Source organism: Streptomyces sp. MUM 203J, from assembly GCF_022414595.1.
In the GTDB taxonomy this organism is placed as follows: Bacteria; Actinomycetota; Actinomycetes; order Streptomycetales; family Streptomycetaceae; genus Streptomyces.
The window spans coordinates 1-26,034 of record NZ_JADWYO010000040.1 but is presented as its reverse complement, the minus strand read 5'-3'; the positions used below and the strand labels follow the sequence as shown (position 1 = coordinate 26,034).

The window sequence follows — 26,034 nt, the reverse complement described above, 5'->3', positions numbered from 1 at the left end:
GAGTGGGCGCGGAATCAGGGCGTCGGGGCGCCGGCCTCCCTGTCGGCCGCGCTCCCGGCCGGCACGTGGGCGTCCTGCCCGCCCACGCCCTGCGGCCAGCCGCCGGAGGGCCGCCGGGCCGCGCCGCGCCACCAGAGGTCCCCCGGCAGCGGGCCGGCCGCGGGTTCGAACGGCTCGCCCGGGCGCGGCAGCGCGATCCGCGCCCCCGTGTCCCCGGCCGCCGCCACCGTGCCCTCCCCTGGCTCGGCCCACGGATGCGGCGCCAGGTTGAAGGTAGCCCAGTGGATCGGCAGCATCACACCCGCGGCGGCCCGTCCGCCCTGGAGGTCCAGATGGGCACGCATACCCTCGGCGGGGGTCATGTGGATGTCCGGCCAGAAGTCCGCGTACGCGCCGATCTGGACCATGGTGGCGTCGAACGGGCCGTGTGCGGTGCCGATGTCCCGGAAGCCGGGGAAGTAGCCGGTGTCGCCGCTGTGGTAGATCCGGTGCTCGGGGCCCGTGACCGCCCAGGACGCCCACAGGGTGTGCTGCTGGTTCCGCAGTCCGCGCCCGCAGAAGTGGCGCGCGGGAGTGGCGGTGAGCCGCAGGTCGCCGAGGGCCGCCGACTCTCCCCAGTCCAGCTCGCGCAGCCGGGAGGGGGCGACGCCCCAGCGCTCCAGGTGGGCACCGACGCCGAGGGGTACCGCGAACAGGGTGCCGGTGCCGGCGAGCGCCTGGATGGTGGGCATGTCGAGGTGGTCGTAGTGATCGTGGGAGATCACCACCGCGTCCACCGGGCCGAGGGAGGACAGGGGCAGCGGCACCGGGTGGAGCCGCCGGGGCCCGGCGAACGGGAACGGCGAACAGCGCTCGCCCCACACCGGATCGAACAGGACCCGCCGCCCGTCGATCTCGGCGAGGACGCTGGAGTGCCCCATCCAGGTGAGCCGCAGGCCCGAGGCCGGGGGGCGGGCGAGGTCGGCGGCCGTGGTCCGGTGGAGCGGGACCGGGATCGCCGGGGCACGGCGGATCCGCTCCTCCTTGCGGAAGTACACCTTGGCGAAGTCCAGGGCCGAGCCCGAGGGTCTGTGCCGCTCGCCGCCGGGATTGCGGAACGACCCGTCCGCGAAGTTCGGTGAGCGGCGGATGCGCTCCAGCCGTTCTGCCGCCGGGTCCGCGCCGAAGGCGGCCGGGCGCAGGGAGCGCAGACGGGCGCGCAGCGCACCGAGAGCGTCGACGCCGGTCACAGCACCTCCAGGTGTCTCGGGTCCTTCCATTATGGGTGGGGCCGCCGACAACGCGTCCTGTTGTCACATCCGGGACGGCTGCCCGGTCGTACCGGGTGAGACCTCACCGGGTCTCAACCCATGACGCAGACCGTCGCAGCCGCGGCGGCAGACCCAAGGAGGCGGCCCCATGGCCCGTGTGTCCCTCACTCCCCCGCGTACTCTTCTCTACCGCGCCGTGGAGTGGTACGCCCGGCGCACGTACGGCAAGATGCTCGACCCGGTGGCCGCGATGGGCCACCACCCGCGTGTCCTGCTCGCCGGGATCCGGTTCGAGCTGGCCGTGGCACGGTGGCGGAGCCTCGACCCGGATCTGAAGGCGCTGGCCGTGATGGGTTCGGCGGCGGCCATCGGGTGCAGCTGGTGCATGGACTTCGGCTACTGGGAGCACACCCGGCACGGCATGGACCCGCGCAAGATCCACGACCTGCCGGTCTGGCGGGACAGCCAGGTCTACACCCCGCTGGAGCGGGATGTGCTCGCATACGCGGAGGCCATGACCGCCACGCCGCCGGACGTGTCCGACGAGCTGGCCGAGCGGCTGCGGACGGCGCTGGGTGAGCGCGCGTTCCTCGAGCTGACCATGATGGTGGCGGTGGAGAACCAGCGCTCCCGGCTGAACTCCGCGCTGGGGCTGACCAGTCAGGGATTCAAGGATCACTGCGAGGTGCGCGTCGGCGGCTGACGGGCGGCGGGCCTTCCCCTCCGCTTCCGGGATACTGTCCGTCCGCGCCACGGCGACCGGTGGCGCGGGTACGGACCGGAAGCGGCGGGGTGGCGGTGTCCAGGACGCGGTGGGGGGCGGCCGAGCGGCGGGAGGCGCTGCTTCGGGCGACGGTGGAGCAGATCGAGGTGCGGGGCGCGGCGGCGGTGCGGATCGCCGATGTGGCGGGTGCGCTGGGGGTGAGCGCGCCGCTGGTGCTGTACCACTTCGCGACCAAGGAGCGTCTGGTGGCCGCTGCGTTCGCGTACGCCGCCGAGTCGGATCTGGCGGAGCTGCGCCGGATCCTGGGGCGGCGGGCCCCGGCGGCCCGGCGGCTGCGGGCGGCGATCCGCTGGTACGCGCCGACGGGCAGCGCGAAGGGCTGGCGGCTGTGGATCGACGGCTGGGCGGCGGCTCTGCGGGAGCCGGCCCTGCGGGAGGTGGCCGCGGGGCTGGACCGGCAGTGGAAGGCGGCGCTGGCCGGGGTGTTCGCGGAGGGAGCGGAGGCCGGGGAGTTCCGGTGCGCGGACCCTGAGGGTGCGGCGTGCCGGCTGACGGCCCTGCTGGACGGGCTGGCGGTGCAGATGACCGTCTACCCGGGAGCGGTGTCCCGGACGACGATGCTGCGCTGGGCGGACGAGGCCCTGTCGCGGGAGCTGAGCCCGGGACCCGTCGTGGGGCCCGCGCCCCTCGCGCCGTAGCGGGCCGTCTCCCCGACCGTCCCTCCCCGGAACCGGGAGTCCGCCCCCTCGGGTCCCCGTTTCGCACCCTGGGGGTACCCCTCCCGAGGGCGAAGGGCTTGGGGCAGCTCGCCCTCGCAAGCCCCCTACGGGCCTGTTTCCCGCCTCACAGCGGCATCAGGTCCGGGCGCTTCGGCGTCACATGGTCACCCGACGATTCCCCCCGCAGGCGGCGGCCGATCCACGGGACCAGGTACTCGCGGGCCCAGTGGATGTCGTCCCGCCGCTCGTCGAGCGTGCCGCGCGGCGGCAGCGGCGGCCAGGGCTGCTCCGGGTCGGCGGGCACCTCCAGGCCCAGGGCCTGGCCGGCCCGCAGCGCGACGCGGGTGTGCCCCTCGGGCGACAGGTGCAGCCGGTCGTCGTCCCAGGCACGGCGGTCCTGGACGCTCCGCAGCGACCACAGGTCCAGCACCGGGCAGCCGTACCGGTCCGCGATGGCCCGGACATGGCCGTTGTACGTGGCGATCTTGCCCCGCAGGTGCTTGAGCACCGGCACGCCCCGGGTGTCGAAGCCGGTCGTCACCAGCACGGTCCCGACCACAGGTGTCAGCTCCAGCACGGCCCGCTCGAAGCGCTCCGCCACATCGTCGGGGTCGGTGCCGGGACGGATGATGTCGTTGCCGCCCGCGCAGAACGTCACCAGGTCGGGGGCGAGTTCCTTCGCTCGCGGGACCTGCTCCTCGACGATCTGGTCCAGCAGCCTGCCGCGTACCGCGAGGTTCGCGTACCGGAAGCCCGCGTCCTCCGGGATCCGGTCGGCGAGCAGGACCGCGAGGCGGTCGGCCCAGCCGACGAACCGCCCGTCCGGGCCGGGGTCCCCCACGCCCTCGGTGAAGCTGTCACCGACCGCCGCGTACGACCCGATCACGTCGTTCTCCCCCCATCGTCGATTCGCCTGCCACAAGTGCACATCGTGCACCTCGGGATGTGACCTACGCGACCGTAAGGAGGGGTTGACGCGGAGTGATCTTTACCACCGCCCTACATCCCCCTTGGGCGGAATACGGCGTTTTGTTCGGGAGGCGTATGCGGAAACGCCGCCGCCCGGCACCTCGCGGGTGCCGGGCGGCGGCGCGCTGTCCCTCATGAGGGCGTATGGGGGTGCGTCAGATCGCGACGCCGTGGCTGCGGAGGTACGCCAGCGGGTCGATGTCCGAGCCGTAGCCCGGGCTGGTGCGGATCTCGAAGTGCAGGTGCGGGCCGGTGGAGTTGCCGGTGGATCCGGACAGGCCGATCTGCTGGCCGCCGCTCACGCCCTGACCGGCCGCGACGGAGAGGGAGGAGAGGTGGGCGTACTGCGAGTAGGTGCCGTCGGTGTGCTTGATGACGACCTCGTTGCCGTATGCGCCGCTCCAGCCGGCGGAGACGACCGTGCCCGGACCGACGGCCTTGACGCTGGTGCCGGCGGCCGCGGCGAAGTCCACGCCCGTGTGGTAACCGGAGGACCACATGGCGCCCGAGGCGCGGTACGGCGTGGTCACACCGGCGGCCACCGGCGCGGTGAACCCGGAGGCGGCGGGGGCCTGGGCGGCCGGGGCCGCGGCCTGGGCGGGGATGGCCGTCTTGGCGGCGGACCGCGAGGCGCGGTCCTCGGACTCGGCCGGCTTGGAGGCCTTCGCCTTGGCCTTCACCTCGGCCTTGTCGGCGACCTTGCCCTTCGCCGGGACCTTCGCCTTGGCCTTCGCCGGAGCCTTCGCGCCGAGTGTGAGCTTCAGGCCGGGGTGGATGAGCGACGGGTCGTCTCCGATGGCCTCGCGGTTGTCCGCGTAGAGCTTCTTCCAGCCGCCCTTGACGTTCTTGTTGTGCGCGATCTTCGCAAGGTAGTCGCCGGGGACGACGGTGTAGGTGCGCGGTGCGGCCTTGGCGGCCTCTACCGCCTGCGCGGCCTCGACGGCCTGCGCCACCTGCACCGCCTGGGCGACCTGCTGCGGCTGAGCGGCGGCCGGGGCCGCCGCGTGCGCGCCGGTCGCGCCGAAGAGCGGGAGCGCGAGTGCGGCGCCGCCGGTGCCGGCGGCGACGAAACCCCGGGTGAGCGCGATGGACTTGGGACGGCGGTGCTTACCCTTCGCGGGCATGGCGAATTCCTCTCCGGCGCCTGCGAGGTGAGCTGTCGGGTTCGGACTGGAGTTGTCCGGCCGCGTGTTGGCGCGACTTCACCCCGAGCCGTCCCGGAATTCCGGTCCGGCGAACTACCTGGGTCCCCCGCTCCTGCCGCACGTGGGTGGGTGCCAAATTCCAGGCGGCGGCAGGATTCGGCGGTCCGCCCGGATGGATCGTGACCGTAAACGAGTGAGGACGCGAGGAACAAGCGAAGGGTTTCAGCCACTCATTCAGGTGCGGGAATTCCTGTGGGAATTCCGGTCACACTCCGTGGATTGCGGATCATGAATTCCCGCGCCACGCAGGGACCTTCACCCCGGCGCTCGGCCACGGTCCGTCACCTTTATGACGCTGCTCACCCTCCCGCCCCATCTCCCTTGTTTTCCGGGCACGTTGGGGCTTAATCCCGTAATACGGACAGAAGCCCCAACTCATGACGGAAGCCTTGATTATCACGAAAATCAACAAGAGCAAACATAATCGATCAGGCGAGGCAACGGATGTGCGAGCCGCACGGACATACATGCCTGGGGCAGCGATGTCGTATCGTCAGATCCGCGACAACGTCGGCGGGCCGCGCCGACGCCAGACGCCCGAGGAGCCGCCGTGACGCAGAAGCTGCCGCACGTCCCGCCGACCACCGAGCCGGAGCTGACCGGTGTGCGCAACTTCCGCGATGTCGGGGGCCTCCCCGCCGTGGACGGCCGACGGGTACGCCACGGCACGCTGTACCGCAGCGGACACCTGGCTCACGCCACCGACGCGGACACGGCCTTCCTCTCCTCGCTCGGGCTTCACACGGTCTTCGACTTCCGCAACGCCGCCGACCAGGCGCTGGAAGGCCAGGACGTGACTCTCCCGGGTGTGCGGAACGTGAACATACCGCTGACCGACCCGGCCGACGGTGCGGAGTTCTGGCAGATGGTCCGCGACGGCGACCTCCGGCAGCTTCGCGATCTGCTCGGGAACGGCCAGGCCGAGGGCCGGATGCTGGAGGCGTACAGGCAGATCATCGTCGAGCGCACCGATGAGCACAGCCGGGTGGTGCACGCCCTCGCGGAGGACAGTGTCCCCGCCCTGATGCACTGCGCGGCAGGCAAGGACCGTGCGGGCCTGTCGATCGCGGTGACGCTGCTCGCGGTGGGTGTCGAGCGCGACGCGATCGAGGAGGACTACCTCAAGTCCAACGACCCCAGCCGCCGCTACAAGGTCTACCGCAGCGACTCCTCCCCGGCGGGGATGTCCCCGGAGGTGATGGAGCTGCTCGGTCCGCTGTTCGACGCGCGCCCCCGTTATCTGGAGACGGCTTACGCGACGATCGAGGCGACCTGGGGGTCGACCGAGCGGTACCTCACCGAGGGGCTGGGGCTGGCCCCGGCGACCCGGGATCGGCTCCGGGAGCGCCTCCTCGAAGGCTGAGCCCCCCGCGCCTCCCCGGGCCCGCGCCCCCGCCCGCTACCGGTTCTGCCCGCCCACCAGGAAGATGAAGTACAGGAAGGCCGCGAACAGGTGGCCCGCCACGAGGTAGGCGAAGAGCCGCAGGATCAGCCCGCGCGGGAAGCCGCCGGTCTCGGATTCGGGGTGGGGGACCTGCTGGTCGGACATGGAAGCCTCCAGGGGCTCGGCTGGGAACGCGCCGCTCCCGGTCAGGGCCGGCGCGTGTGGTCGCCGCCCAGGCACAGGTCGGCGGCGGCGCTCTGCATGAGGGTGTGGACGAACAGCAGCTCCGCCCCGCCCGGGGTGGCCGCGGCGATCCGGTGCGGGGTGAGCGAGCCGAAATGGGCGCTGTCCCCGGGGTCGAGCACATGGACGGCGTCGCCCAGGGCGAGGCGGACGCGTCCCGTGAGGACGTACAGCCACTCCTCACCGGGATGCACCCGCACCCGGTCCGGCTGCCCGGTGTACGGGACGCGCACCCGCAGCGCCTGCATGGCGCGCCCGGCGGCCCCGGCCTGGTGGTAGATCCACCCGTCGGCCTCGACGGCCTCGGGGCGCCCGGCCCGGACGATCGGGTCCCGCTCCGGCGCCACCTCGCCCAGAAGTTCGGACACGGTGACGCCGTACGTCCGGGCGAGCCCGAGCAGCATCGGCAGCGAGGGCTGCCGGTGACCGGTCTCCAGACGGGAGAGGTGAGCCGGGGAGAGCCCGGCACGCTGGGCCGCCGCCTCCAGGGTGAGGCCGCGGCGGCGGCGCAGTGCGCGCAGCTGGGGAGCGACGTCCGGCAGGGCGTCGGCCGCCTCCCCCGGCGGGCCCGGGAAAGGGACCCCTTCGGCGGTGGTCATGCCCCCATTGCGCCAGGAGTTTTCCTCAGGGGCAAATTTCTTGCCCGACAGGCAAAGGGTTTTCCGTCATCGGTTCGCCACCGCCTGTCTGACCAGCGTACGGCCGAAGTCCCAGATCAGTCCGCCCCCGTTGTGCGCCTCGTCCATCAGCTGCGTGAAGGCCGCCACGAAGCGGTCCACGTCCTGTTCGGTGACGACCAGCGGCGGGATCAGCTTGATGACCTCCATCCGGTCGCCGGAGACCTGGGTGAGGATGTGGTGCCGCTGGAGCAGCGGCACCACGATCATCTGCGCGAACAGGCCCCTGCGTGCCGCCTGGAGCATCGCCCATCGACTGCGCAGCCCCAGCGACGACGGCCGGCCGAACTCGATGCCGATCATCAGGCCCCGGCCGCGCACGTCGTGGAGCATCTCGTAGCGGTCGACGAGCGCGGTCAGCCGGGACTTGAGCAGCCCGCCGACCCGGCGGACGTGCGCGACGATCCCCTCGTCCTCGATCACCGCGAGGACGGCGAGACCCGCCGCCATGGCCTGGGCGTTGGAGCCGAAGCTGGCGGAGTGGACGAGAACCCGGTCCATCGACGAATAGACCTTCTTGAAGATCCACTCCTTGCCGAGGGTGGCGCTGGCGGGGACGTAGCCGCCGGACAGAGCCTTCGCCACACACACCAGGTCGGGCTCCACGCCGTCCTCGTGCTGGTACGCGTAGAAGTCGCCGGTGCGGCCCAGTCCGGTCTGCACCTCGTCCGCGATCAGCAGGGCGCCCCGCTTGTGCAGCAGCTCCTGCGCGGCGCGCAGGAAGCCGGGCGGGGCCTCCTGGACCCCCTTGCCCTGCACCGGCTCCACGATGAATGCGGCGACGTCACCGCGCCGCAGCTCCCGGTCCAGTGCGTCCAGGTCGCCCAGGGCCACGGGGGTGTCGGACAGCAGCGGGCCGAAGCCTTCGCGGAAGCCGCGCTCACCGTTGACGGACAGGGAGCCGGTGGTGAGCCCGTGGAAGGCGTGGCCGCAGTAGAGGATCCGGGGCCTCCCGGTGGCGTGCCGGGCGAACTTCAGCGCCGCCTCCACGGCCTCGGTGCCGCTGTTGCCGAAGTACACCCGGTCCAGGTGGGGCGAGTGGGCGAGCAGCCGTTCGGCCAGCAGCCCGGGCAGCGGCGAGCAGTCGAAGCGGGTCAGGTCCGGCAGCCCGGCGTCCAGCACGTCGTGCAGTGCCTTGCGGACGACCGGGTGGTGCCGGCCGAGGCCCATGACGCCGAAGCCGGCCAGCATGTCCAGGTAGTCGTTGCCCTCGGCGTCCTCGAAGTGGGCTCCTTCGCCGCGCTCGTACGTCTTGTCGAAGCCGAGGGTGCGCAGCATGCGCGGCAACTGGTGGTTCAGATACCGGGCGTGCAGGTCGTAGCGGTCACCGGCGCGGTCCGCGAGCAGCTTGCCCAGGTCGAAGTCGCTGTTCATGCCTCGCTCCGCACTCCGCTGCGCGTCTCGTGGCGCCCCGTGGGCTCCGTCTCCTCGCCGGACCGTGCCCCCGCGGGTGCCGCGTCCGGCAGCGCCGCGGCGCCGGGCGGCTCCGCGGGGTGCGGGAGGTTCCCGTCCGGGCGGCGCAGCGCCTCGGCGATCCTCGCCGCGATGCCGACGGGGGTGAGCCCGGCGTCGGCCAGCGTCTCGCCGCGTCCGGCGTGCGGCAGGAAACGCTCCGGCAGGCCGTACGTCCGCAGCGGTACGTCGGTCCCGGCGTCGCGCAGAAGCTGGCCGACGGCCGCGCCGGCGCCTCCGGTGCGGACGTTGTCCTCGACCACCGCGACCAGCCGGTGCCGCGCGGCCGACGGAGCCAGGGCGGGGTCGAGCGGTTTCACCCAGCGCGGGTCGACGACCGTGCAGCCGATGCCCCGCTCCTCCAGCAGCCGCGCCGCCCGCACACCGGTCGCGCCCATGGCGCCGACGGCCACCAGCAGCACGTCGGCCCGCGGGTGGGACTGGTGGAGGACGTCCATGCCGCCGATCCGGCCCACGGCCGGGATGGGCTCACCGACCGTCTCCTTCGGGAAGCGCAGCACGGTCGGGGCGTCGCCGACGTCCACGGCCTCGGCCAGGAGGGCGCGCAGCCGGTCCGCGTCACGCGGTGCGGCGATGCGCAGTCCGGGGACGACCTGGAGGACGGACAGGTCCCACATCCCGTTGTGGGAGGGGCCGTCCGTTCCCGTGGCCCCGGCCCGGTCGAGTACGAACGTCACCCCGCAGCGGTGCAGGGCGACGTCCATCAGCACCTGGTCGAAGGCCCGGTTGAGGAACGTGGCGTAGACGGCCACGACCGGGTGCAGCCCGGCCGTGGCCAGTCCGGCGGCGCACACGGCGGCGTGCTGCTCCGCGATGCCGACGTCCCACACCCGGTCCGGGAACCGCTCCGCGAACCGGGTCAGCCCCGTCGGGTGCAGCATCGCGGCCGTCAGGGCGACCAGATCGGGCCGCCGCTCGCCCAGCTCGGCCAGCGCGTCACCGAAGACGGACGTCCAGGACGGCCCGGCGGCGGGGCTCAGCGGCGCGCAGGTCCGGGGGTCCATGGCGGCCACCGCGTGGAAGCGGTCCGCCTCGTCGTCCAGAGCGGGCTGGTAGCCGCGGCCCTTCTCCGTCAGGCAGTGCACGATGACCGGGCCGCTGAAGCGCTTGGCGCGCTGGAGCGCGGACTCGACGGCGGCCAGGTCGTGGCCGTCGACGGGACCCACGTACTTGAGACCGAGGTCCTCGAAGAGACCCTGGGGCGCGATGAAGTCCTTCAGGCCCTTCTTGGCGCCGTGCAGGGAGCCGTACAGGGGCCTGCCGACCACCGGGGTGCGGCCGAGCACGTCCTTGCCCCAGGAGAGGAAGCGCTCGTAGCCGTCCGTCGTGCGGAGGGTGGCGAGGTGGTCGGCGAGGCCGCCGATCGTGGGCGCGTAGGACCGCTCGTTGTCGTTGACGACGATGACGAGGGGCCGGTCCTTGGCGGCGGCGATGTTGTTGAGCGCCTCCCAGGCCATGCCACCCGTCAGGGCCCCGTCCCCGATGACCGCCACCACGTGGTCGTCCCGGCCGCGCAGCCGGCCGGCCTTGGCGAGGCCGTCGGCCCAGCCCAGGACCGTCGAGGCGTGCGAGTTCTCGATGACGTCGTGCTCGGACTCGGCACGGGCCGGGTAGCCCGAGAGGCCGCCCCTGCCGCGGAGCCCGGAGAAGTCCTGACGGCCGGTGAGCAGCTTGTGCACGTACGACTGGTGACCCGTGTCCCACAGGATCCGGTCCCTCGGCGAGTCGAAGACGCGGTGCAGGGCGATGGTCAGCTCCACCACACCGAGGTTGGGGCCGAGGTGGCCACCGGTCCTGGAGACCGCGTCCACGAGGAACGTCCGGATCTCCCCGGCCAGCCGGTCCAGCTCGGGTCCGGTCAGGTCCCTGAGGTCGCGCGGTTCCCTGATGTTCTCCAGAAGTGTCACGCTCGGGCCCCCTTCACGTCGGAACAACGGTCAGCGATCGGATGGTTCAGGTCATGGGCGTGGGCTGGACACGGCCTCGCGGGCGGCACGCAGGGACTCCCGCAGGGAGCCCATGGTGGCGAGCACGGCGGTCGGCTCGTAGCCGCAGTGAGCCATGCAGTTGGCGCAGCGCGGGTCCTTGCCCCGCCCGTAACTGTCCCAGTCGGTCTCCTCGATGAGCTCCTTGTACGTCGGGACGTAGCCGTCGCTCATGAGGTAGCAGGGGCGCTGCCAGCCGAACAGCGAGTAGTTGGGGATCGCCCACGCGGTGCAGGGGAAGTCGGCTCTGCCTTCCAGGAAGTCGAGGAAGAGCGGGGAATGGTTGAGCCGCCAGCGCCGCCGGTTGCCGTCGGAGAAGGCCTTGCGGAACAGTTCGCGGGTCTGCTCAACGCCGAGGAAGTGTTCCTGGTCGGGGGCCTTTTCGTAGGCGTACGCGGGCGAGATCATCATTTCGTCGACCTTGAGGTCGTCGTTGAGGTAATTCAGCACCTCGATGACGGTCTGCGGGGTGTCGGTGTTGAAGAACGTGGAATTGGTGGTGACGCGGAAACCGCGGCGCTTGGCCTCCTTGACGGCGGCGACGGCCTCGTCGAAGACACCTTCCTTGGCGACGGACTCGTCGTGCCGTTCACGCAGTCCGTCGATGTGCACGGCGAAGGCGAAATAGGGGGAGGGGGTGAACAGCTCGATCTTCTTGCGGAGCAGCAGCGCGTTGGTGCAGAGGAAGACGTACTTCCGGCGGGCGACGAGCTGACGGACGATCTCGTCGATCTGCGGGTGCATCAGCGGTTCGCCGCCGGCGATGGAGACCATGGGCGCGCCCGACTCCAGGACGGCGCCGACGGCCTGCGCGACGGGCATGCGCTGTTTGAGCACTCCGGCCGGGTGCTGGATCTTCCCGCAGCCCTCGCATTTGAGGTTGCAGGCGTACAGCGGTTCCAGCTCGACGATCAGCGGGAACTTGTCACGCCTGCGGAGCCGCTGTCCGAGCAGATAGGTTCCGACCCGGATGGTCTGGCGGAGCGGCATGGCCATCTGGCTCACCTCCTGGGGAGCAGTAACGAACGGTGCCATTCGAGGAACGCGGGGATGACGGCACGAAGAACACGGAAGGCCGATATTCCACCGCGGACCGTGCCGATCCGGACCAGCTCGTGCTCCGGGGCGTCCACGACCACCCGGACGGCGGCAACCGGCCGCGGGCCGGTCGCCAGGGCGGCGTGCAGGGTGGCGGCGGACTCCATGTCCACCGCGAGGGCGCCGGTGGCCCGCAGGTCCGCCCGCTCCTGGCCCCGTACGACGTGGTCACTGCCGAGCAGCGGGCCGGTGTGGACGGTGCGCCCGGGCACGGCGCGGGCGAGCGCGGCGGCCAGGTGAGCGGTGGCCGTGCAGGCGGTGCCGCCGTGCGGGCCACGGGTCTCGTCGGCGACGACCAGGTCGCCGGGGTGCATACCCGGGGCGAGCCCCGCGCAGAACCCGGAGGCGACGACGGAGGCGCCGCACAGCGGTCCGTCGGGGCGCAGGGCACGGGTCACGGCGCGGCGGGCGTTGCCGGGGCCCATCCCGGTGCGCAGCACGGTCACCGCGTCCGCGGGGGCGGCGGTGCCGCTCAGGGCGAGCCGTTCGATACCCAGGGCGCAGGCGACGAGCAGCGGGCCGGGTGCCGGTCCGGATCCCGGTCCGGGGGCTTCCGGCATGTCAGCTCCCCTTGCCGAAGGACGGTTCCCCGTGGACGTACCGGCCCAGCGCGGTGAGCGGGAAGACCTGCCGGTACAGGTGGTAGTTGATGGAGAAGTCCCAGGGGAATCCGGTGCCGGTGAAATGGGGCTCGTCCCAGGAACCGTCCTCGGCCTGGGTGTCGGCCAGCCGGCGCACCCCGCGGGCGACGGCCGCGGAGTCCCGCTCCCCCGCGGCGAGCAGTGCCATCAGCGCCCAGGCCGTCTGGGAGGCGGTGGACGTGCCCCGGGCGATCCATGCCGGGTCGCGGTAGGAGCGCAGATCCTCGCCCCAGCCGCCGTCCTCGTTCTGCACGGACTCCAGCCAGGCGACGGCCCGCCGGACCGCCGGGTGGGCGGGCGGCACTCCCGCGGCGGTGAGGGCGGGGAGTACCGCCCCGGTGCCGTAGACGTGGTTGACACCCCAGCGGCCGAACCAGGCGCCGCCGGGCTCCTGGTTCGCGAGGAGCCAGGCGAGGCCGCGGCGGGTACGGGGGTCGTGGGCGCGCCCCTCGTGGGCGAGCATCTCCACGACGTGGGCGGTGACGTCGGCGGAGGGCGGGTCGACGACCTCGCCGAAGTCGCAGAACGGCAGTTTGTTGGGCAGGGTGCTGGTGTTGTCGGCGTCGAAGGCGCCCCAGCCGCCGTCCCGGGACTGCATTCCGGCGGTCCAGCGGACCGCGCGGGTGAGGGCGGCCTCCATGCGGGCGGAGTCGGGGTGCTCGACCCGGCGCAGGGCGAGGATCACCTCGGCGGTGTCGTCGATGTCGGGGTAGGTGTCGTTGTGGAACTCGAACGCCCAGCCTCCCGGCGGGAGCTGCGGGCGGCGTACGGCCCAGTCGCCGGGCCGGACGATCTGCTCCGCGAGGAGCCAGTCGGCGGCTTTCACCAGCGCCGGATGATCGGCGGGGAGCCCGGCGTCGGCGAGGGCGATGGTGGCCAGGCAGGTGTCCCAGACGGGTGACTGGCAGGCCTCGATCATGCGCGAGCCGTCCTCGTGCCACACGGCGAACCGGTCGAGGGAGGCGAGGCCTTCACGCATGACGGGATGTCCGAGATCGTAGCCGAGCAGGTGGAGGGCGATCAGGGAGTAGACGGCGGGGGGCTGGATGCCGCCCCAGCAGCCGTCGTTCTCCTGGCGCTCGACGATCCAGCGGGCCGCGGCACGCATGGCCGCCCGGCGAAGCGGCCGGATGGCGACACGGCGGTAGGCGTGCAGCGCCTTGTCGAGCCGCTGGAACAGCCCCTCCCAGGAGGCCGCGGGGGCCGCGGGGCGGGGCGGCGCGGGTCGGCGCGGGTCGGTGTGCAGCTCGTCGAGCGCGAACGGGGCGGGCCGGACGGGCCGCCGTGCGGAGACGACGGTCAGCGGGACGATCGTCTGGCGGGCCCACTGGCCGAAGTCGTAGATGTTGAGCGGGAACCAGGGCGGCAGGTAGATCAGTTCGGGTGGCAGCTCGGGCAGGTCGTCCCACTTCCACCAGCCGAACAGGGCGAGCCAGATGCGGGTGAACACCCGGGCCCGGGCCATACCGCCGCGGCTGCGCACCCAGGCGGAGGCACGGGCCATGTGCGGGGCGTCGGGCGGATCCCCGGCGAGCCGCAGCGCGACGTACGCCTCGACGGTGGCGGACAGTTCGCCGGGCCCGCCGTGGAAGGTGGCCCAGGTGCCGTCGTCGCGCTGCTGTGCGCGGATCCAGCGGGCTGCGGCCTCGGTCGTGGGCCCGTCGCGGACGCCGAGGAACTCGCGCAGGAGCAGGTCCTCGGCGTCCATGGTGACGTTGGTCTCCAGGTCGCCCTTCCACCAGCCCTCGTCGTCCTGGCGGTCGAGGAGGTGCGCGGTGGCGCGCTTCAGGGCGCGTCGGGCGGCGTCCTGGAGGTCCGCCGGGGCGGTGCTGGTGCGGTGCGCTTCGTCGGCCGGCGCCGTCCGGGGGCCCAGGGCCCCGGCGCTTCCGTCGGTCGTCGCTGTCATGGCTTCCCCTTCGTGCAGTAGTGGTGCTTCTGCTGCGGGTCTGCCGTCGGCCGGCGCCGGCCCCGAGAGGGCGGCGCCGGCCGGCGACTGCGAACTCATATGCGCGTCGACGTCATCCGGGATGTGGCGGTCGGGAGGGAGGAGGAGACCGGCAGTGGTCTGGGGGCGATGATGGTGATCATCTCTTCCGTACGACGACGAAGTCCGCGAGGGCGACGAGCTGGGCCCGCACCCGGGCGGGCATGTCCACCCGGTCCAGCGCCTCGATGGCGACGGTGTGCTGGCGGCGGGCCTCCTCGGCGGCCCGGTCACGGCCGCCGGCCTCCTCGATGAGGGCGGCTCGGGTGGCGAACTCCTCCTCGGAGAAGGCGTCCAGGTCCTGGGACTTGGCGTCGGCGGCGAGCAGGGTGGCGAGCCGTTCCGAGGCGGGGCCGTCGGCGGCGAGGGCGGCGCAGACCGGCAGGGACTTCTTGCGCTGCCGCAGGTCGCTCCAGGTCTGCTTGCCGGTGGACTCGGGGTCGCCCCAGATGCCCAGCAGGTCGTCGACGGCCTGGAAGGCGAGGCCCAGGTGGTGGCCGTAGGCCTCCAGGGCATCGGCGGTGCGGTCGTCCGCGCCGCCGAGCACGGCGCCGATGGAGGCGGAGCAGGCGAGCAGGGCGCCCGTCTTGTTGCCCTCCATCGTCAGGCACTCGTCGACGGTGACCCTCTCGCGGTGCTCGTAGGAGATGTCCTGGGCCTGGCCGTCGATCAGTCTGCGGGTGGCGGTGGTCAGCCGGCGGGTCGCGCGGCCCGCCTCGACGGTGCCGAGTTCCAGCAGGATCTCGTTGGCGAGGGCGAACAGGGCGTCACCGACGAGGATGGCCTGGGCGGGGCCGTGCAGTTTCCACACCGTGTCGCGGTGGCGGCGCTGCTCGTCGCCGTCCATCAGGTCGTCGTGCAGCAGGGAGAAGTTGTGCACCAGCTCCACCGCGACCGCGCCGGGCACCCCGGTCTCCGCAGGGGCCCCCGCGGCCTCGGCGGACAGCAGGGCGAGGGCGGGACGCACGGCCTTGCCCCCATCGCCGTCCGCGGGCCGCCCGTGGGCGTCGATCCAGCCGAAGTGGTAGGCGGCGACGGTGTCCATGGGCTGCGCGAGCCGGTCGACTGCCGCGCGCAGCACCGGGGTGGACAGCGCGCGCCCACGCTCCAGGAGCGCGGTCACCTCCGCGGTGTCGACGGCGGGGTTCGCCGGGGGCACAGTCGGCACGGTCTCTCCTCTGGTTGCGGTTCTCGGTGTCATGCCGCCTCCTCAAGCGGGTGGACGTGGGGGCGGCCGAGGGCCGAGAGGGCGGCGGACGCCGCGGTGAACCCGCTGCGTACCGCTCCTTCCATGGTGGCGGGCCAGCCGGTGGCGGTCCACGCGCCCGCAAGATACAGGCCGGGCGCACGAGTTCGGGCGCCGGGGCGCAACCGTCCGACGCCGGGCGCGGGCGCGAACGTCGCTGTCCGCTCCCGGGTGACGAAGAAGTCGTGGACGCGGGCGCCCCGGGTGAGCGGGAGCAGCCGCTCCAGCTCAGGCAGGTAGCGCGCGCGGAGTTCGGCCACCGGGGCGTCGATCTCGTCGTGGGCGGCCGACTGGGACAGGGCGAGGTACTGGCCAACGGTGAAGCCGGATGCGGCGGTGCGGTCGAACACCCATTGGACGGGTGAGCCGAGGGCGGCGAAGAAGGGGCGGCTCAGCACGGTCCGGTCGTACAGGACGTGGACGTTGAGGATGGGCGCGGTGCCGATCCTCAGGAGCGCGCCGGGGTCGTCGACGGCGCCGGGCGGCAGCAGGTCGTGGGTCTCGCGCTGGGGCACGGCGAGGACGACGGTGTCGGCTTCGAGGGTGTCGCCGGGGACGGCGACGGTCCAGCGGCCGTCTCCGGTGGGGGTGAGGGAGCGGGCCTTGGTGCGCAGCAGGGTGCGGACGCCTCGGGCGTCGAGGGCGGCGCGGGCCAGGGTGTCGTGGAGGTGGCCGAGGGGGACGCGGGCCCAGCCGATGTCGGCGGCGCCCGGCTCGGACAGCAGGCCGGTCCTGAAGACCATGGCGGCGAGACCGAGCGAGGTGTGGGTGGCGGGCGCGTTGAGCGTGGCGACGCCGACGAGGTCCCAGAGGGCCCGGATCGTTCGGGGGCTCTGGCCGTGGCGGGTGAGCCAGTCCGCGAAGCCGATGTCGTCGAGGGCCGGGTCGGCCGGGTCGAGGGCCTTCAGCGCGAGGGCGGCACGGCCGACGCCCGCCCGCTCGCCGAGGGAGAGGTGGGGGTACGTCGCGAGGCTGGCGGCCAGGTGCAGCGGAACGGGCAGGGCGGCGCGGCGCAGCCGTCCGAGACGCCGCCCGGCGGGGCGGTCGGCGTCCAGCACGGGGACGTCGAGCCGGTCCTGCACGGGAGCGAGGTGGGCGCCGCCGATGCGGTTGAGGAGCCACTGGTAGGCGGTGCAGCAGCGCAGGTGGACGTGCTGGCCGTTGTCGACGGTGAGGCCGCCGCGCTGGAAGGAGAAGGCGAGGCCGCCGAGCCGGGGCCGCCCCTCCAGCAGGGTGACCCGCACGCCTTCGTCCGCGAGGCGGAGCGCGGCGGTGATCCCGCCGAGGCCGCCGCCGACGACGACGGCGGTCGCCGCGCGCGGGCCGCCGGGCACCGCCCGGGCCCCGCACGGGTGCGGCGGCGGGGCGGTGGGATCGCGGTCGGCGGGGTCGGTCACGCGCGCCTCCTGACGGTGTGGCGGGAGACCGTGCGGGTGTCCAGGCCGGACAGGCCGCGCACGGCGACGTACGCCTTCTCGTGGCCCGGCAGGGAGACCCGGCCGCGCAGCACGGCCTCCGGGTCGCGTTCGATGCGGTCGAGCAGACGGCGGTAGATGCCGGCCATCGCGGCGACACAGGCGCCGCTGCGCCGGTCGAGCAGCGGCAGCAGCCGGTAGCCCTCCGCGAACAGGGCGCGGGCACGCCGCACCTCGTGGTGGACGAGCCCGGTGAAGTCTCCGCCCCGGGGCGGAGTGCCGGAGCGGAAGCCGCTGTCGCAGCCGAACTTGGCGAGGTCCTCGGCAGGCAGGTAGGTGCGGCCGTTCTCGGCGTCCTCGCGCAGGTCGCGCAGGATGTTGGTGAGCTGGAGGGCGAGACCGAGCGTGTCGGCGTACTCGGAGGCGCGTGCCGCGTCGCGTGCGCCCGGAGCCGTGCCGAAGACACCGAGGGAGAGGCGGCCGATGGCTCCGGCGACACAGCGGCAGTAGACCTTGAGGTCGTCCCAGGTGTCGTAGGTCTGGCCGCGGACGTCCATGAGGACACCGTCGATGAGCTCGTCGAAACCTTCGAGGGGCAGCGGGAAGCGGCGGGCGGCGTCCGCGAGGGCGACGGCGACCGGGTCGGTGTCGTCCTCGTCGACGGCGCCACGGCGGATCCGGTCGAGCAGGTCGCGGGTGGCGGCGAGGCGGCTCTGTTTGGCGTCGGGGCCGAGGCCGCCGTCACCGATGTCGTCGACCCGCCGGGAGAAGGCGTACAGGGCGGACATCGCCTGACGCTTCTCGGCGGGCAGGAGCCGGATGCCGTACGCGAAGTTGCGAGCCTGCGTCGCGGTGACGGCCTCGCAGTACGTGTAGGCCGCCTGGACCTGGGCGGGCATCGGGTTCGTGGGCTGCACGAGGGAAGCTCACCCCTCTCTACGCGCGGTTCGCAGCACCGCTCCGGCGCGGCGGAGCAGCCGGGGCTTGGTGGGCTTGGGAGGTCCGGGCAGAACGTCGAATCCGGCGGCTGCGATGGCGTCGAGGGCGGCGTGGCCCCCGGCGGTGAACCCGGCGAGAAGCAGCCGGAGCCTTCCGTGGACGCTACCCACGAGGGGGGTCCCTTCATCGAGCAGGCCGCGGGCGCGTTCCGCCTCGTACGCGACCAGGGCGCGCACCGACGCGCCCGCGGTGGGCAGGGCGAGGTCGGTTTCTGTGACGCGGAACCGGTCGAGGTCCTCGGCGGGGAGGTAGACGCGGTCGCGGCGGAGGTCCTCCGCGACGTCCTGGAGGTGCTCGACGATCTGCAGGGCGGTGCAGACGGCGTCGGAGCGGCGGACCCGCTCGGGGGTGCTGGTCCCGGTGATGGCGAGGACGAGCCGTCCGACGGGGTTCGCGGACAGCTCGCAGTACGCGACGAGTTCGCCGTACGTCCGGTAGCGGGTGACGCGCTGGTCCTGCCGGTTGGCCTCGATCAGCGCGAGGAACGGCTCGGGGGCGAGGCCGTGGCGGTGGACGACCGGCCTCAGCCGGCGGAGCAGCGGGTGACCGGGGTCGGCACCGTCGAAGATCCGGCGCAGGTCGGTCTCGAAGGCGTCGAGCAGCGCGGGCGGACCGGCGTCTGGGGCGGCTCCGAGGTGGCGGGCGTCGGCACCGCCGGGGGCCAGGTCGCCGTCTCCGATGTCGTCGACCAGCCGGGCGTATCCGTACACGGCCATGAGGTCGTCGCGCCAGGCCCGGGGCAGGAAGAACGGCGCCACGGGGAAGTTCTCGTGCGCGGCCTTGTCCAGGGTCGCGACGGCGGTACGCGCGGAGGCGTCAGGGCGCACCTGCGGGACACCCGTCACTGCCGACTGCCCGGCGCGGGGACGGCGGGACCCTCGGCGAGCTGGAGTTCTTCCGTCATGGCCGTCACGTCTCCCGTTCTACACTGCCAACCCAATACAACCCATTTCGGACACGCCGCCGCGCCTGTGGAGCTATCGGCACACTTGGCGTGAATCCATTCGGTCCAGCTTACGCCGCACGGTGACGGCGCCTGCCGGACGGCCTCCCCGTGCGGCCTACTTGCCGGTCTCCTTCTCGTAGGCCTTGAGGACCTCGTCCGTGGGACCGTCCATGAGCAGCTCGCCCTTTTCCAGCCAGAGCACCCGGTCGCAGGTGTCGCGGATGGACTTGTTGCTGTGACTGACGAGGAACACCGTTCCGGCCTCCTTGCGGAGTTCACGGATGCGCTGCTCGGAGCGGATCTGGAACTTGCGGTCGCCGGTCGCGAGGGCCTCGTCGATCATGAGGACATCATGCTGCTTCGCGGCGGCGATGGCGAAACGGAGGCGGGCCCCCATGCCGGAGGAGTACGTCCGCATGGGCAGCGTGATGAAGTCGCCCTTCTCGTTGATGCCGGAGAAGTCGACGATGTCCTGGTAGCGGGACTTGACCTCCTCGCGCGACATGCCCATGGCGAGGCCGCCGAGGATGACGTTGCGCTCGCCGGTCAGGTCGCCCATGAGGGCGGCGTTGACACCGAGCAGGGAGGGCTGGCCGTCGGTGTAGACGCGGCCCTTCTCGGTCGGCAGCAGTCCGGCGATGGCGCGCAGCAGCGTCGACTTGCCGGAGCCGTTGGTGCCGATGAGGCCGATGGCCTCGCCCCGGTACGCGGTGAAGGTGACGCCGCGCACGGCGTGGACCTCGCGCATGCCCCGGCTGCGGCCTTTGTCACGGCGCAGAATGCGGCTCAGGGCCGCGGTGGCGCTGCCCCGGCCGCCCCCGCCGCCGTTGACGCGGTACACGACATGGACGTCGTCGGCGATGACGGTGGGGACACGGGGCCCGATGGGGCCGGCCGTCGGCTCGGGAGCGTTCTGGGGGGTCTCGTCAGCCACGGCCGTACCGCTCCTCAGCCTTCCAGAAGAACACGAACCCGACGGCACCGATGCCGGCTGCCCACGCGAGTCCGGCGAGCCAGACGTGTTCGGGGAGGTTGGCGGAGGTGAAACCGTCGATCAGGGCGAAGCGGACCAGGTCCATGTAGATCGCCGGAGGGTTGTAGCTGAGGACGTCCGCGATCCAGGCCGGCTTGTCCTCCAGCATGATCCGGATGGAGAAGATGACTCCGGACGCGTACATCCAGGTGCGCATCACGAACGGCATCAGCTGGGCGAGGTCCGGGGTCTTCGACCCGAGCCTCGCCATGATCATGGCCAGGCCGGTGTTGAAGACGAACTGCAGGGCCAGCGCGGGCAGGATCAGCAGCCAGCTCAGTGAGGGGTAGCTGCCGAACGCGACCACGATCACGAGCAGCACCAGCATCGAGTACAGCAGCTGCTGGAGCTGCTGGAGGGCCAGCGAGATGGGCAGCGCGGCGCGCGGGAAGTGCAGCGCGCGGACCAGCCCGAGGTTGCCGGAGATGGAGCGGACGCCGGACATCACGGAGGTCTGGGTGAAGGTGAAGACGAACACGCCGGTCACGAGGAACGGGATGTAGACGTCCTTGCCCATGCCGCGGTCGGCGCCCAGGATCAGACCGAAGATCAGGAAGTAGACCATCGCGTTCAGCAGCGGCGTCGCGACCTGCCACAGCTGACCCAGCTTGGCCTGGCTGTACTGGGCGGTGACCTTGGCCCGGGAGAACGTGAGGATGAAGTGGCGCCGTCCCCACAGCTGGCGGACGTACTCCGGCAGGGTCGGCCGGGCGCCGCTGACCGTCAGTCCGTACTTGGCGGCCAGCTCGGCCGGGGTCAGCCCGTCGTCCGGGGAGGGCGGGGCGCTGACGGTGACCGCGCGGTCGTGGGTTGTCTCACTCACAGGTCGAAGCTTTCGTGTGCGCGATGCGGGGCGTGGGCGGTGGCGGTGCGGCGTGTCTTCGGATCCGAGCTTGTCAGATCACCGGGGGGCGGCCCAGTTTGGTGAGCCGCCACACAGTACGCCACCTCATCGGGCGCCGTGGCCCGCAGGGGGTAGTCCAGCCCTCCTTGAAGCCCCCGAACCACGCCTTGAGACCCGCGAGCGACGGACGCCGCGCCAGGGTGAGCAGCAGCCACACCCCGAGGTAGAGCGGGACGAGCGGGGCGGGCAGGTTGCGGCGGGCCAGCCACACCCGGTTCCGGGCGATCATGCGGTGGTAGACCGCGTGCCGGGACGGCGGGGTGGTCGGGTGGTGCAGCACCATGTCGGAGCGGTAGTCGATCAGCCAGCCCGCGTCGAGGGCGCGCCAGGCCAGGTCGGTCTCCTCGTGGGCGTAGAAGAACTCGCCGGGCAGCGGCCCGACCTCCTGGAACACCTGCGTACGGACGGCGTTGGCGCCGCCCAGGAAGGTGGTGACGCGGGAGGAGCGCATCGGGTCGGAGGCGCGCAGCCGGGGAACGTGGCGCCGCTGGGTGGCGCCGGTGTCGGGGTCCGCGATGCGGAAGCTGACGATGCCCAGCTCCGGGTCGGCGTCGAAGGCCCGGCGGACCAGCTCGGCGGTGTCCTTGTTCGGCAGCAGGCCGTCGTCGTCGAGGAACAGCAGGACGTCGACGTCCCGGCCGTTCTCCCCGAAGGCCTCTATGCCGACGTTGCGTCCGCCGGGGATGCCGAGGTTCTCGGGCAGGTCGACGGAGCGGACGCCGTCGGGGAGCCCGGTGACGGGGGCGCCGTTGCCGACGACGACCACCTCGACGGGGTCGCCGTCCTGGGCGGCGACGGACTCGACGAGGGCGCGCAGGTCGTCGGGGCGGTTGCCCATGGTGATGACGACGGCGCCCAGCTTGAGCGGCCCGTTGTTCGCGCGCCGGTCACCCGGCGGCTTCTTCTGTGTGGTCAACTCGGGTCACCCCCTCACCGGAGTCGGCTGGAGGCCAGGACGGACACCAGGTGCAGCACGGTCTGCAGGAGCGCGATGCCGGCGAGCACCGCGACGCCGAGGCGGGTGAAGAACAGGTCACCGCGGATCTGGTCGGCGACGGCCAGGACCAGGATGAGCAGCGACGCCTCGATGCCCAGGATCAGCCGGTGGAACTTCAGCGCCGCGGCGGCCTTGCGGGCCAGCGCCATGCCGGAGGAGCGCGGCTCGGACGCCGACTCCTTCACCGGCGGCAGCCCGCCCTGGTGGCGGGCGACGCCGACCAGGTCGGTCTCGGCCTTGATCAGGATGGCGCCGAGCGCGGCGAGCGTGCCGAGGAACGCCCACAGCCAGTCGATGCGGCCGGTGCCCCACAGGTCCGCGGCACGCAGCCCGAGCCCGACGAGCACGGCCGCGTCGCACAGGTACGCGCCGACCCGGTCCAGGTACACGCCGCCGAGGGAGAACTGCTTCTTCCAGCGGGCGACCTCGCCGTCCACGCAGTCGAGCAGCAGGTAGAGCTGGACCATGAGCACGCCGAGCAGCGCCCCGGGAATGCCGGGGACGAGCAGCGCCGGGGCCGCGAGGACACCGGCCAGGGTCATCACGTACGTGAGCTGGTTCGGGGTCACCCGGGTGCCGACCAGGAGCCGGGTCACCCGCAGCGAGACCTCACGCATGTAGAGGCGGCCGCCCCAGTGCTCGCCGCTGCGCCGGTCCTTCACACCCGCGGGGTGGACCACCGGGCGGAGTTCAGCGATGGATGGTCTTGACATAGTCGGCGTACGCGTCCCTGATCTGATCGGTGGACAGGTCGAGGTGTTCCAGGACGGTGAAGCGTCCGGGGCGGGTCTGCGGCGCGTACGCCACGGTCGCGGCGAACTCGTCGGGGGTGAACCCGATCTCGTCCGGCAGCACGGGCAGGCCGTGCCGGCGCAGCACCTCCGCGAAGAGTCCCGCCTCGTCATGGGCGCCGCGCAGATACGTCGCGAACGCGGCACCGAGCCCGCACTGCTCGCCGTGCAGGGCGCGGCGGGTGGGGTGCAGCAGGTCGAAGGCGTGGCTGATCTCGTGGCAGGCCCCGGAGGAGGGGCGGCTGTCGCCGCTGATCGACATGGCGATGCCGCTGAGCACGAGCGCCTCCGCCAGGACGGTGAGGAACTCGTCGTCACCGACGCCGCCGGGGTGGCGCAGCACGGACTCGCCCGCGGTGCGCGCCATGGCGGCCGCGAGGCCGTCGACCTGCTCGCCGGTGACGCGGTGCGACAGGTCCCAGTCCGCCAGCGCGGACAGGTTGGAGATCGCCTCACCGATGCCGGAGCGGACGAAGCGGATGGGCGCGTCCCGGATGATGTCCAGGTCGATGACCATGGCGATGGGGCCCGGGACACCGTAGGAGCCGCGGCCGTTGTCGTTGTCCAGGGTGGAGATCGGGGAGCAGATGCCGTCGTGCGAGAGGTTCGTCGCGACGGCGACCATGGGCAGGCCCACGCGCGCGGCGGCGTACTTCGTCACGTCGATGATCTTGCCGCCGCCGAGGCCGACGACCGCGTCGTAACGCCTGCCGCGGATGGCGTCCGCGAGCTGTACGGCGGAGTCGATGGTGCCGTCGCCGACGGTGTACCAGTCGGCGTCGGGCAGCAGCGGGGCCAGTTTCTCGCGCAGGGCGCGGCCGGAGCCGTTGCTGATCGCCATGGCGAGCCGTCCGGAGGCGGAGACCCGCTGGTCCGCGAGGAGGCCGGCGAGCCGGTCGGTGGCGCCCCGGCTGATGTCGACGACGACCGGCGAGGGGATGAGCCGGGTCAGTACAGGCACGCGATCTCACGGCCCTTCGCGAGGTCGTCGTGGTTGTCGATCTCCACCCAGCGAACGTCTCCGATGGGGGCCACGTCGATCCGGAAGCCGCGGTTCACCAGCTCCTGGTAGCCGTCCTCGTAGTAGAGGTCGGGGTCCCGCTCGAAGGTGGTCCTCAGGGCGTCCGCGAGGTCGGCGGCGGCGGACGGCTCGATGAGGGTGACACCGATGTACTCGCCGGTGGCGGCCGCCGGGTCCATGAGCTTGGTGATGCGGCGCACGCCCTGGCCGTCCGCCGTGATGACCTTCATCTCCTCGTCCGCGAGGGACTTCACAGTGTCGAGGGCGAGAATGATCCGCTGGTCGCCGCCGCGGGCGGCGAGCAGGGTCCGCTCGACGGAGACGGGGTGCACGGTGTCGCCGTTGGCGAGGATGACGCCCTCCTGGAGGACGTCACGGGCGCACCACAGGGAGTAGGCGTTGTTCCACTCCTCGGCCTTGTCGTTGTCGATGAGCGTGAGCTTGACGCCGTACTTCGACTCCAGGGCGGCCCTGCGCTCGTACACGGCCTCCTTGCGGTAGCCGACGACGACGGCGGCCTCGGTGAGGCCGACCTCGGCGAAGTTGCCGAGGGTGAGGTCGAGGACGGTGGTCTCGCCGTCCACGGGCACGAGGGCCTTCGGGAGCGTGTCGGTGTAGGGGCGCAGACGCCGTCCGGCACCGGCTGCCAGTACGAGGCCGATCATGCGGGTTCTCCTTCGTCGTGTACTGCGGGTGCGCCCGAGGACACCCAGAAGCGGATGGACTCCGCGAGGCCCACGAGCGCCACGGCGCCGGCGAGGGCGGTGAGCGCGAGGGTGAAACGGCCGTCGCCGCCACCGCCCGTCGCGAGGAGGGCGGCCAGGACCACCACGAGGAGGGTGCGTCCGTCGTGGCCGCCCAGGGTGCGCACCAGCCAGGCGGGCGGCGCGCCGGTGCCGCCGCGGATGCGGTACACCGTGTCGTAGTGATGGTAGGCGACCGCTGCGACCAGCCCGAACGCCGCGGGAAGGGCACCGGGGGCGCCGGAGCGGGCGGCGAGGATGAGGATCGTGCCGTACTCGGCGGCACGGAAGACGGGCGGGAGGAGCCAGTCGAGAGGGCCCTTGAGGGGGCGGGCGACAGCGCTGCCGGAAGTGAGGACGTAGACCACGGCGCCGTACACCACGGCGTTGCCGTAGGGGGCGAAAGCCGCACCGACGAGCAGCCAGGCGGCTCCGACGGCGGCGATCAGGGTCCTGGTGGCGGCCGGAGGGAAGGCGCCGCGGGCGGGACCCCTGGCGATCAGCTCGGCCAGCGGGCCGGTGTCGGCCAGGTCGGCGAGGGCGCGGGCGGCCCGGTCGGTCCTCTCGGCCTTGCGGGTCAGGGAGCGCAGGACGCGGCCGGCGGTGGTGTAGCAGGCGGCGAAGGCGCAGCCGACGAGCAGGACGACGAAGACGGTGCGGGGGGTGGTGAGCGCGGTCAGGACCGCGATGAGCGCCCAGCGCTCACCGATCGGGAGGACGATCATGCGGCGGACCCACACGGTCCAGCCGATGCTGTCGAGCCTGTCGGAGAGGGCGGAGGTGGGGCTGCCGGTGACGGATCTGCCGACCGCCGTGGCGTCGTGGTTGGCCTCGTTGAAGGCGAAGTCGACGACATGGCGGCAGGTCTGCAGGACCATCGCGCCGAGAGCGAGCGCCCAGACGTCGTCGCCGCCGCGGGCCGCGCCTATCGCGAGGCCCGCGTAGTAGGCGTACTCCTTGGCGCGGTCGAAGGTGGCGTCGAGCCAGGCGCCGAGGGTCGAGTACTGGAGGGAGTACCGGGCGAGCTGGCCGTCCGTGCAGTCCAGGACGAAGGAGAAGAGCAGCAGCAGCCCCGCCGCGACGAAGCCGCCCCGGGTACCTGTGGCCGCGCATCCGGCGGCGACCAGCGCGGTGAGCAGCGAGGCGGTGGTGACCTGGTTGGGGGTGAACCCCCGGCGGGCGCACCAGCGGGCGAGGTACCGGGAGTACGGGCTGATGCAGAACGTGGTGAAGAACCCGTCACGCGACTTCACCGCCGACTTGAGCCGCACGGCCTCGTCGTCGACCGCCTCGACGGCGTCCCTGGTCTCCTTGCGGGCCTGCGGGCCGGCGGGCACGGCGGCGACCAGCGAGCCGAACTGGGGCCGGTACACGGCGGCGCCGTCGGCTTCCAGCCGGGCGGTGAGGAGGTCGGGGAGGGAGGCCCCGTCGAGGAGCGCGGCGCCGACGGCGTTCGCCCCGAGGGGCTCCGGCGCCTGACCGGCGGGCGTGCCGACGGCCTGGAGGGCCTCCGTGGCGGTGCCGTTCGGGCGTTCGGTGCCGCCGGGGGCGGGTCCACCGTCCTGCCGGGCGGAGGCGGGCCCGGTC

At 72.7% G+C, this 26,034-nt stretch carries 24 protein-coding genes and 1 riboswitch; of the genes, 3 read left to right on the top strand and 21 right to left on the bottom strand.

All coding sequences use genetic code 11. The features are described from left to right. Positions 1-14: 14 nt before the first annotated feature. Positions 15-1,229, bottom strand: coding sequence for an MBL fold metallo-hydrolase (locus I3F58_RS19795; RefSeq protein ID WP_240109979.1), 1,215 nt, complete (start codon positions 1,227-1,229; stop codon positions 15-17). Between the two features lie 169 nt (positions 1,230-1,398). Here I3F58_RS19795 and I3F58_RS19790 point away from each other — a divergent pair, with 169 nt between their 5' ends. Further along, positions 1,399-1,953, top strand: coding sequence for a carboxymuconolactone decarboxylase family protein (locus tag I3F58_RS19790; protein WP_240109978.1), 555 nt, complete (start codon positions 1,399-1,401; stop codon positions 1,951-1,953). A 95-nt stretch (positions 1,954-2,048) separates the two neighbouring features. After that, a complete protein-coding gene (locus I3F58_RS19785; protein ID WP_240109977.1) occupies positions 2,049-2,672 on the top strand; it encodes a TetR family transcriptional regulator C-terminal domain-containing protein in 624 nt (207 codons plus the stop codon). A 145-nt stretch (positions 2,673-2,817) separates the two neighbouring features. Here the strand turns inward: I3F58_RS19785 and I3F58_RS19780 are convergent, their stop codons facing one another. Next, on the bottom strand, positions 2,818-3,579 hold the full coding sequence (locus I3F58_RS19780) for an SGNH/GDSL hydrolase family protein (RefSeq protein WP_240109976.1): 762 nt from the start codon (positions 3,577-3,579) through the stop codon (positions 2,818-2,820). A 238-nt stretch (positions 3,580-3,817) separates the two neighbouring features. Continuing rightward, on the bottom strand, positions 3,818-4,786 hold the full coding sequence (locus I3F58_RS19775; protein WP_240109975.1) for a LysM peptidoglycan-binding domain-containing M23 family metallopeptidase: 969 nt from the start codon (positions 4,784-4,786) through the stop codon (positions 3,818-3,820). A 4-nt stretch (positions 4,787-4,790) separates the two neighbouring features. Beyond that, positions 4,791-4,945, bottom strand: a riboswitch (cyclic di-AMP (ydaO/yuaA leader). 472 nt (positions 4,946-5,417) lie between these two features. Between I3F58_RS19775 and I3F58_RS19770 the strand changes: the two genes are divergently transcribed. Next, a complete protein-coding gene (locus I3F58_RS19770) occupies positions 5,418-6,230 on the top strand; it encodes a tyrosine-protein phosphatase (protein WP_240109974.1) in 813 nt (270 codons plus the stop codon). Positions 6,231-6,266: 36 nt separating this feature from the next. On the opposite strand, the gene I3F58_RS19765 is transcribed toward I3F58_RS19770, so the two are convergent. The 18 genes from I3F58_RS19765 to I3F58_RS19680 form a co-directional block, all read right to left on the bottom strand. Next, positions 6,267-6,416 (bottom strand): DUF6126 family protein, encoded by a 150-nt coding sequence (locus tag I3F58_RS19765; RefSeq protein ID WP_240109973.1) that lies wholly within the window; start codon positions 6,414-6,416, stop codon positions 6,267-6,269. 41 nt (positions 6,417-6,457) lie between these two features. Continuing rightward, positions 6,458-7,093: a helix-turn-helix domain-containing protein gene (locus I3F58_RS19760; RefSeq protein ID WP_240109972.1), complete on the bottom strand. Its 636-nt coding sequence runs from the start codon at positions 7,091-7,093 to the stop codon at positions 6,458-6,460. A gap of 66 nt (positions 7,094-7,159) precedes the next feature. Beyond that, the gene (locus I3F58_RS19755; protein WP_240109971.1) at positions 7,160-8,545 is read right to left on the bottom strand and encodes an aspartate aminotransferase family protein; all 1,386 of its coding nucleotides are present in this window, start codon (positions 8,543-8,545) and stop codon (positions 7,160-7,162) included. Beyond that, entirely contained in the window at positions 8,542-10,551 is a 2,010-nt protein-coding gene (gene dxs / locus I3F58_RS19750; RefSeq protein WP_240109970.1) for a 1-deoxy-D-xylulose-5-phosphate synthase, read from the bottom strand. Before dxs ends, I3F58_RS19755 begins: the two co-directional genes overlap by 4 nt. A 51-nt stretch (positions 10,552-10,602) precedes the next feature. Further along, entirely contained in the window at positions 10,603-11,625 is a 1,023-nt protein-coding gene (hpnH, locus tag I3F58_RS19745; RefSeq protein WP_240109969.1) for an adenosyl-hopene transferase HpnH, read from the bottom strand. A gap of 5 nt (positions 11,626-11,630) precedes the next feature. Beyond that, positions 11,631-12,287, bottom strand: a complete 657-nt coding sequence (locus I3F58_RS19740) for a 1-hydroxy-2-methyl-2-butenyl 4-diphosphate reductase (protein ID WP_240109968.1) — start codon at positions 12,285-12,287, stop codon at positions 11,631-11,633. Position 12,288: 1 nt separating this feature from the next. Then, positions 12,289-14,274 (bottom strand): squalene--hopene cyclase, encoded by a 1,986-nt coding sequence (shc, locus tag I3F58_RS19735; RefSeq protein ID WP_240109967.1) that lies wholly within the window; start codon positions 14,272-14,274, stop codon positions 12,289-12,291. Between the two features lie 178 nt (positions 14,275-14,452). Then, positions 14,453-15,511, bottom strand: coding sequence for a polyprenyl synthetase family protein (locus I3F58_RS19730; protein WP_240110007.1), 1,059 nt, complete (start codon positions 15,509-15,511; stop codon positions 14,453-14,455). A 38-nt stretch (positions 15,512-15,549) separates the two neighbouring features. Beyond that, complete coding sequence (gene hpnE, locus I3F58_RS19725) at positions 15,550-16,932, bottom strand: hydroxysqualene dehydroxylase HpnE (protein ID WP_240110006.1); 1,383 nt, start codon at positions 16,930-16,932, stop codon at positions 15,550-15,552. A gap of 59 nt (positions 16,933-16,991) precedes the next feature. Next, a complete protein-coding gene (gene hpnD, locus I3F58_RS19720; protein ID WP_240110005.1) occupies positions 16,992-17,912 on the bottom strand; it encodes a presqualene diphosphate synthase HpnD in 921 nt (306 codons plus the stop codon). Between the two features lie 27 nt (positions 17,913-17,939). Continuing rightward, positions 17,940-18,857, bottom strand: coding sequence for a squalene synthase HpnC (gene hpnC / locus I3F58_RS19715; RefSeq protein WP_240109966.1), 918 nt, complete (start codon positions 18,855-18,857; stop codon positions 17,940-17,942). A gap of 216 nt (positions 18,858-19,073) precedes the next feature. After that, positions 19,074-19,892, bottom strand: coding sequence for an ABC transporter ATP-binding protein (locus tag I3F58_RS19710; protein WP_374208006.1), 819 nt, complete (start codon positions 19,890-19,892; stop codon positions 19,074-19,076). Further along, positions 19,885-20,814 (bottom strand): ABC transporter permease, encoded by a 930-nt coding sequence (locus I3F58_RS19705; RefSeq protein ID WP_240109965.1) that lies wholly within the window; start codon positions 20,812-20,814, stop codon positions 19,885-19,887. The genes I3F58_RS19710 and I3F58_RS19705 overlap by 8 nt, the downstream gene beginning before the upstream one ends. Before the next feature lie 73 nt (positions 20,815-20,887). Next, positions 20,888-21,733 (bottom strand): glycosyltransferase family 2 protein, encoded by an 846-nt coding sequence (locus tag I3F58_RS19700; RefSeq protein ID WP_240110003.1) that lies wholly within the window; start codon positions 21,731-21,733, stop codon positions 20,888-20,890. 92 nt (positions 21,734-21,825) lie between these two features. Then, positions 21,826-22,605: a CDP-alcohol phosphatidyltransferase family protein gene (locus I3F58_RS19695; protein ID WP_240109964.1), complete on the bottom strand. Its 780-nt coding sequence runs from the start codon at positions 22,603-22,605 to the stop codon at positions 21,826-21,828. Further along, the gene (locus tag I3F58_RS19690) at positions 22,583-23,644 is read right to left on the bottom strand and encodes an iron-containing alcohol dehydrogenase family protein (protein WP_240109963.1); all 1,062 of its coding nucleotides are present in this window, start codon (positions 23,642-23,644) and stop codon (positions 22,583-22,585) included. Before I3F58_RS19690 ends, I3F58_RS19695 begins: the two co-directional genes overlap by 23 nt. After that, positions 23,632-24,369, bottom strand: a complete 738-nt coding sequence (locus tag I3F58_RS19685) for a sugar phosphate nucleotidyltransferase (RefSeq protein ID WP_240109962.1) — start codon at positions 24,367-24,369, stop codon at positions 23,632-23,634. Before I3F58_RS19685 ends, I3F58_RS19690 begins: the two co-directional genes overlap by 13 nt. Further along, the coding region (locus I3F58_RS19680; RefSeq protein ID WP_240109961.1) for a DUF5941 domain-containing protein at positions 24,366-26,034 on the bottom strand (1,669 nt) is incomplete at its 5' end. The genes I3F58_RS19680 and I3F58_RS19685, both read right to left, overlap by 4 nt.

Coding starts and splice junctions, on each gene's coding strand:
- I3F58_RS19790 (WP_240109978.1), top strand. CDS start 1,399: ATGGCCCGTGTGTCCCTCACTCCCCCGCGTACTCTTCTCTACCGCGCC.
- I3F58_RS19775 (WP_240109975.1), bottom strand. CDS start 4,786: ATGCCCGCGAAGGGTAAGCACCGCCGTCCCAAGTCCATCGCGCTCACC.
- I3F58_RS19765 (WP_240109973.1), bottom strand. CDS start 6,416: ATGTCCGACCAGCAGGTCCCCCACCCCGAATCCGAGACCGGCGGCTTC.
- I3F58_RS19760 (WP_240109972.1), bottom strand. CDS start 7,093: ATGACCACCGCCGAAGGGGTCCCTTTCCCGGGCCCGCCGGGGGAGGCG.
- I3F58_RS19755 (WP_240109971.1), bottom strand. CDS start 8,545: ATGAACAGCGACTTCGACCTGGGCAAGCTGCTCGCGGACCGCGCCGGT.
- hpnH (WP_240109969.1), bottom strand. CDS start 11,625: ATGGCCATGCCGCTCCGCCAGACCATCCGGGTCGGAACCTATCTGCTC.
- I3F58_RS19740 (WP_240109968.1), bottom strand. CDS start 12,287: ATGCCGGAAGCCCCCGGACCGGGATCCGGACCGGCACCCGGCCCGCTG.
- shc (WP_240109967.1), bottom strand. CDS start 14,274: ATGACAGCGACGACCGACGGAAGCGCCGGGGCCCTGGGCCCCCGGACG.
- hpnD (WP_240110005.1), bottom strand. CDS start 17,912: ATGCCCGCCCAGGTCCAGGCGGCCTACACGTACTGCGAGGCCGTCACC.
- I3F58_RS19700 (WP_240110003.1), bottom strand. CDS start 21,733: ATGGGCAACCGCCCCGACGACCTGCGCGCCCTCGTCGAGTCCGTCGCC.
- I3F58_RS19695 (WP_240109964.1), bottom strand. CDS start 22,605: ATGTCAAGACCATCCATCGCTGAACTCCGCCCGGTGGTCCACCCCGCG.
- I3F58_RS19685 (WP_240109962.1), bottom strand. CDS start 24,369: ATGATCGGCCTCGTACTGGCAGCCGGTGCCGGACGGCGTCTGCGCCCC.